General features: G+C 38.7%; 5 protein-coding genes. 1 reads left to right on the forward strand and 4 read right to left on the reverse strand.

Annotated elements, in window-relative coordinates:
• Positions 1–225: 225 nt before the first annotated feature.
• Positions 226–621 (reverse strand): pyridoxamine 5'-phosphate oxidase family protein, encoded by a 396-nt coding sequence (locus B4C08_RS04720; protein ID WP_296663508.1) that lies wholly within the window; start codon positions 619–621, stop codon positions 226–228.
• Positions 622–839: 218 nt separating this feature from the next.
• Here B4C08_RS04720 and B4C08_RS04725 point away from each other — a divergent pair, with 218 nt between their 5' ends.
• On the forward strand, positions 840–1,199 hold the full coding sequence (locus B4C08_RS04725) for a NifB/NifX family molybdenum-iron cluster-binding protein (protein WP_296663511.1): 360 nt from the start codon (positions 840–842) through the stop codon (positions 1,197–1,199).
• 112 nt (positions 1,200–1,311) lie between these two features.
• On the opposite strand, the gene B4C08_RS04730 is transcribed toward B4C08_RS04725, so the two are convergent.
• From B4C08_RS04730 to B4C08_RS04740, 3 genes are all read right to left on the reverse strand, one after another.
• The gene (locus tag B4C08_RS04730; RefSeq protein WP_296663513.1) at positions 1,312–3,420 is read right to left on the reverse strand and encodes a DUF262 domain-containing protein; all 2,109 of its coding nucleotides are present in this window, start codon (positions 3,418–3,420) and stop codon (positions 1,312–1,314) included.
• A gap of 52 nt (positions 3,421–3,472) precedes the next feature.
• On the reverse strand, positions 3,473–3,991 hold the full coding sequence (locus B4C08_RS04735) for a type III toxin-antitoxin system ToxN/AbiQ family toxin (protein WP_296663516.1): 519 nt from the start codon (positions 3,989–3,991) through the stop codon (positions 3,473–3,475).
• Between the two features lie 283 nt (positions 3,992–4,274).
• Positions 4,275–5,420: an acyltransferase family protein gene (locus tag B4C08_RS04740; protein WP_296663518.1), complete on the reverse strand. Its 1,146-nt coding sequence runs from the start codon at positions 5,418–5,420 to the stop codon at positions 4,275–4,277.
• Between the last annotated feature and the right edge of the window lie 71 nt (positions 5,421–5,491).

The following is a 5,491-nucleotide window of genomic DNA, read 5'->3' on the forward strand; positions in this document are numbered from 1 at the left end:
TAAGCCCGTATTCAAGAGGACAGCGGATGTCTTCCTCAAGTTTTTTTTCGTATTTTGCCATAAAAAATCACCTTTAAGTTTTTTTGCAGCTAGACTGAATCTTTTGGCTAAAAAATCAACGGGCAGGCGGGATTTTCCGACTGACCATTTTATTTTCATGCTAATTATAACTTAAAGGCGCAAAAAAAATATAGTTGCCGCTGTTTTTTTAGTTGCCTATTACAGTTACAGTTCCTTTTTGTTTTCTGCTCCTGGAGTTGTAACAATAACTTTTTCTGGCGTAATCACAAGAGCGCCTTTTGCCGTAGCCGCGCCGTTGAACATTTTTTCAACCATCTCCTTAAATGTCTCAACAAGATTTCCTTCGGTAAAATATTCAGCAGTTCCCTTAATCTGGTAGCCCTCAAGACTTTTCGCGTCATAAACAGAAATTGCAATCTTGCCATTGTCTGCCTTTAAGTTTTTCAGAGTTGTATCAAGAAAAACATCGCCGACAACAAGCTTGCCGTCTTCGGTAACATCCTTGAATGCAACTGGAACAACATTCGGCTCGCCGTTGCTGCAAGTGGCCAAATCCCACATTCCGTTTTTAAGCAATTTGATTACAGATTCGTTAAGCATAAAAAATCCTCCTGACATTACGTCAATAATTCAATGTTAGATTTTATCGTACGATGTGCTTACTATATCCGATTTACTTGCAGAATTAAATATATTAGCAAATTTATAAGTTACTATTAAATTTATTAGCGGCTTATATAATCATTTATAGATTGTTTTATTCTGAAATTTGACTATATTTAGATTGAAGACTAAAAAAAACAGACTGGAGACAAAAAATGAAAATTGCGACGACTTACGACATTTTGACAGATTCGGTTTTTCAGCATTTTGGAAAAACAAAAAATTTCAAGATTTACAATATTGAAGACGGAAAAGTTACAGGCTCAAAGGTGATTGACAACGGCGGCTTTGGTCATCACGACCTGGCGGCTTACCTAAAAAATCTCGGCGTTGAAATTTTGATTCTTGGAAACCGCGGACAAGGCGCGATTGACGCGCTGAACAATGCCGGCTTAAAGCAGATTGCCGGAATCACCGGGAATCCCGATGACGCCGTAAAATCATTTTTGAGCGGAACCTTAAAAGGAAATCCGGACGCAAAATGCAATCACCACGGCGGCCATCATCATGAATAAATGATGAATAATGGCGCGAGAGAAAAGTCTCCGCACGATCCGCATGCGTTGCGTTTTACCCTCTTCCGCCGTTTAAAACTGCGAACAGCGTTTATAATTTTTAATTAAAAAATCATGACTTCTTTACAGGCTGCAACTTAAAAATCAGCTCAGACTTGTCTTTTCCAGACTCTTCAAAAACACGATTCAAGATTGAAAGTTTTGCGGCGGTTGAATTTGCCTTGTAAACATACAGGCAATTTGCAATTTTTGCCCAGTCGCTGTTCATTTCTGAATTTTTAAAAACTATGTTTCCAAATGATTCATTTTTCGCAAGACTTTTTATTCCAAACGGATTTTCCGAATAAATTTGAACAAGAACATTTACGAGCATTTCAGCCCAGACACCGCATCTATGCTCCTGAGAATTTCCGTAAGTGTAGGAAGCAAGAATTCTTCCTGTAAGGTCATCGCTATCTTCCAGCGAAATCTCATCCAAGTCATTCTCTTTCGGAATAAAATTCGTTTTCGGGAAGTTCCACATTTTCAGTGCTTTTTCAACAAGCAAAGCGCATCTTCTTTCTATTTCTTCCAAACCCCATTTCTCAAGGCTGCATAAAGACTTGTTCAGACGCAAACCGCTTTCCTTGAAGCCTTTTTCGCAGTCTCTTTTTTCTGCAAAGGATTTGTTGCTGTAACTTGAATTGTAACCGGTCAAAGTAAGGTTTCCCAATGTATGAAGTTTTACATCGTGTATTTCCTGCCAGTTTTCTCCAAGAGAAGATTTCCACTGCTGAGTCAAAGTCTGCGGCATTATATGTTCTATGCTCAAGTCGCCCTTGTTCATCAACTCAACCACATTCACATATTCAACGGAATCTTCGTTTTCAAAGCGGTCAAAAAGATATTCTTTGTTTTTCTTTTGCATTCTGTAAATGTTCTGTTCCCTCAATGCCTGAACAAATTCTGAGTCTTTAGGAAAAGCCGCGCTTCCTGTCTTGTTTTCAAGAATGTAAATCAGAACATCTGAATAAGAATTTTTCTCATCAAGATTTTTCTTAACATCATAATGAAGCGTGCAGAAAATTTTGTTCAAGGCATTTGTCGCATATCCCGAACAAATCATTCTCCTGAAAATAAAAGACTCTATGCAGCTGAGAACTTTGACAGTCTCTTCTTCCGAAATTTTCTGATTTTCATACATCTCAAAAAAAGCCAGAAAGAACGGATAAATAACCGTCATATCAATATGATTCAGCCGTTTTACAAATTTTGACACTTTTTCCGATGAAAAACTGCTGTTTATTATCTTGCTGTAGATTTGTGCATATTTCAGCATATCCTGAAGAATATTCTCGCAATCCTCCGTGCGCTTTTGCCTGATTTCTTCAAGAACGTAATTTTTAAAGACAAAATAAACATCGTTTATGTTCGGAATCCGTTTTGTAATCAAAGTCAAATAATGACGGATAAATTCGCTGACCTTGTAGTCTTTTGTTCCTTTCAGGCAGGTGAATTTTTCAATTTTATTCCAATAGCGTTCATAAAAATCTTCCTGCTTTTTACTGTCCAGACGCATAAGAATAAAGTTCCGGATTTTATCAGCTTCGGACAAATCAAGCCCGGTGGAATTCAGGCTCTCAAAAATCAGTTGCGGATTTTCATCGTCCTCAACAAAAATATCAATGATTTCAAGTTTTCCGATTGAATCATAAAGCTCATCGACAGTAATCGGCATTTTCTGGATTTCATCATAAAAAAACTGGTAGTTTGCAGTAATGTTAGAACCTGCGACAAAATCTGAACTGTCGTTATACAGAAGCTTGTCAAAAGCTTCCATGTCGTCTTTTATTGGCTTCAGGCGGAGCTTTCTTTCCTCCTTGCGGTATTTATCGACCAGAAAAGTTTCTTCAATCTTTTGTTGCAATCTTTCATTTTCAGACTTTACGATTTTTGATTTCAATAAATTGACTATCGCTATAAAAAGAAGTGAAATTGTAGTGATTCTCTGTTGCCCATCGATTATTAAATAATCTTCTCTTGACGTATCCGAAGCATGGTTTGAAACAATGCTTCCAAAAAAATGCGATTTTCTTTTTTCAACTGAAATCTGAATCAAGTCATCAAAAAGCTGCCGGCACTGCTTTTCATTCCAGTCATAATTTCTCTGATAGACAGGAATTATAAATCTTTTATCAGAACCATCAAGAAATCGAAATAATCGTTTTGCATCGCCTTTCATTGTATTCTCCCATAAAACTCTATATTTTGAGCTTTGTAGCTTTGTTATATGATTATTTCTTATAATTTCCGCAAGCTTCTTCTACTTTCTTAAAATCAATTACAATTCTTCCTACAGGAAACTCTTCTTCAGAAGCACTACATTTCTTTTCATAAAGATTCTTTGCGGTTTTCTCGATTTTATCTCGGTTCTCTTTACAAAAACTATATTCGGCAAGCATAAGTAATTTATAACTAAAATCTCCTTCATCATTGATTCTGTAAAGTGAAAGCTCAGATTCTGGTACTGGTATCATACTGTTAAAACGTAGTGTACCGTACAATTTTTCCTTGCTTCGAATATATATTGTTGTAAGATTATTCTTTTTGATTTTCCCATTCGCATAATCTTTGTCCTTTGGCGATGACATCGGAACAAAATATTTAAATCCATTTATTTCCGTAAGGATTCCCACATACTTTCTGTGATAAGTTCGTTCTTGAGGTTTATTCTGCATTACATGGCTTTCTACCTTCAAAAGATAGTCAACATATTCATCGCTTACTATGTAAAAAATATTGTCTTCTGTCATAATAGTATCTAATAAAAAAAGGCGACTTTTAAAGTCGCCCGTTAAGTTCTCCAGTTAGGGTCGGAGCGTACCCAGTTTAAGTTTTCCGCTTAGAGCCGGAACGTACTCAGTTTAAGTTTTCCACTTAGGGCAGGAATGCTCCCAACATCTATAATATAACACTGGGATATACAGGCGTCAAGGGTTAAATTTTCTGCCACACTTCATTTTTAGGATATTCCCGTAAGCAAGATGAGACAACCTGAGCAGTTTGCCTGGACTGTGCAGGAATAAAGCAGCTTCTTTACCCTCTTCCGCCGTTTAAGACTGCGAACAGCGGAGGACAGATTTTTTTCAGCAGGATTCCAAAGCCTGTTCCAAGCGCGACGACCAGAACCGAGACTCCGAAATATTCCGCCATGCAAAAAAATGTGTTTGTCATCGGAAGAATTTTGCGCCAAAAGGCTTGAATGCAGTTAAGCAAGAATGGCATATGGATTGCAAAGAGCCAGAACGAGAATCCCGCAAGATATTTTGCCACCGCGAACACCTTTTCGTTTGAAACGATAGCTGCGGAAAATTTCAAGAGGACAAGGCAGAAAACTGCGACCATGAACCAGTACGCGCACGAATATTCGCCGTAGAATTTCCAGGTTGCAAGCCACAACGCAAGGTAAAGCGGAATCAGTGCCTTCCATTTTATTCTGTCCGCAAATGCAAAAAGGTCGAATCCGGATTCCGCCCAAAAAAGTCCTATTATATAGAAGAAAAGCGCCTGAGCTGCCACAAAGAACGGCCGAGTGTCCGAAAAATAAAAGAACGACACCGCCAAAAGAGCGCACACAGGAAATTTCCGCACGGCAAGACGAAGAACCGGGGAAATCAAAATCAGAATGAAAAGGTCACGCACAAACCAGAACTGACCGACATATCCGCTGAACGTCCGTCCTTCCGCCATGTTCTCATATCCGAAAAACGCATGAAGCCAGCCTTTTACGCCCCACCCGCTCATCGGAAACCAGTTCTTCCGCTCAATCATCGCAGGAAAAACCGCCTGAATCAAAAGCTTGAAGCCGACGTAAATGCCGATGTTCAGAAGCGGCCACAGAAAATACGGAACAACAAGAGACTTCGCCTTTTTCTTGAGCAGAACGCTGTAAGAGTCGCCTTTCATGAACTGCAAATATGAGGCGAACATAAAAAAAAGCGGAACTGCGCACCTTGCGATTCCATCCGAAATAAAAATCTGCACCCAGCGTCCGAAAAGTCCGTTTTTGTAGTCAAACGGCGTGTATCCGTACTCAAGCGCGCCCTTCAAGATTTCTTCCGCCTTAAAATTGTTGTGGATAAAAACAACCAGCACAATCAGAAGAAAACGCAGCGCGGTTATGCGCATTGAAGTTTGTGCAGGAATCGGCTTTGCCTTTTCAGTCTTTTCGTTTTTAAACATGGAATTTCCCTCTCGTAAAATGAAAATTGTTTATTGCCAATCATAAAATAAACTATTTTCCATTTATATCA

Origin of the sequence: Treponema sp. UBA753, from assembly GCF_002297325.1 — a bacterium.
Classification (GTDB): domain Bacteria; phylum Spirochaetota; class Spirochaetia; order Treponematales; family Treponemataceae; genus Treponema_D.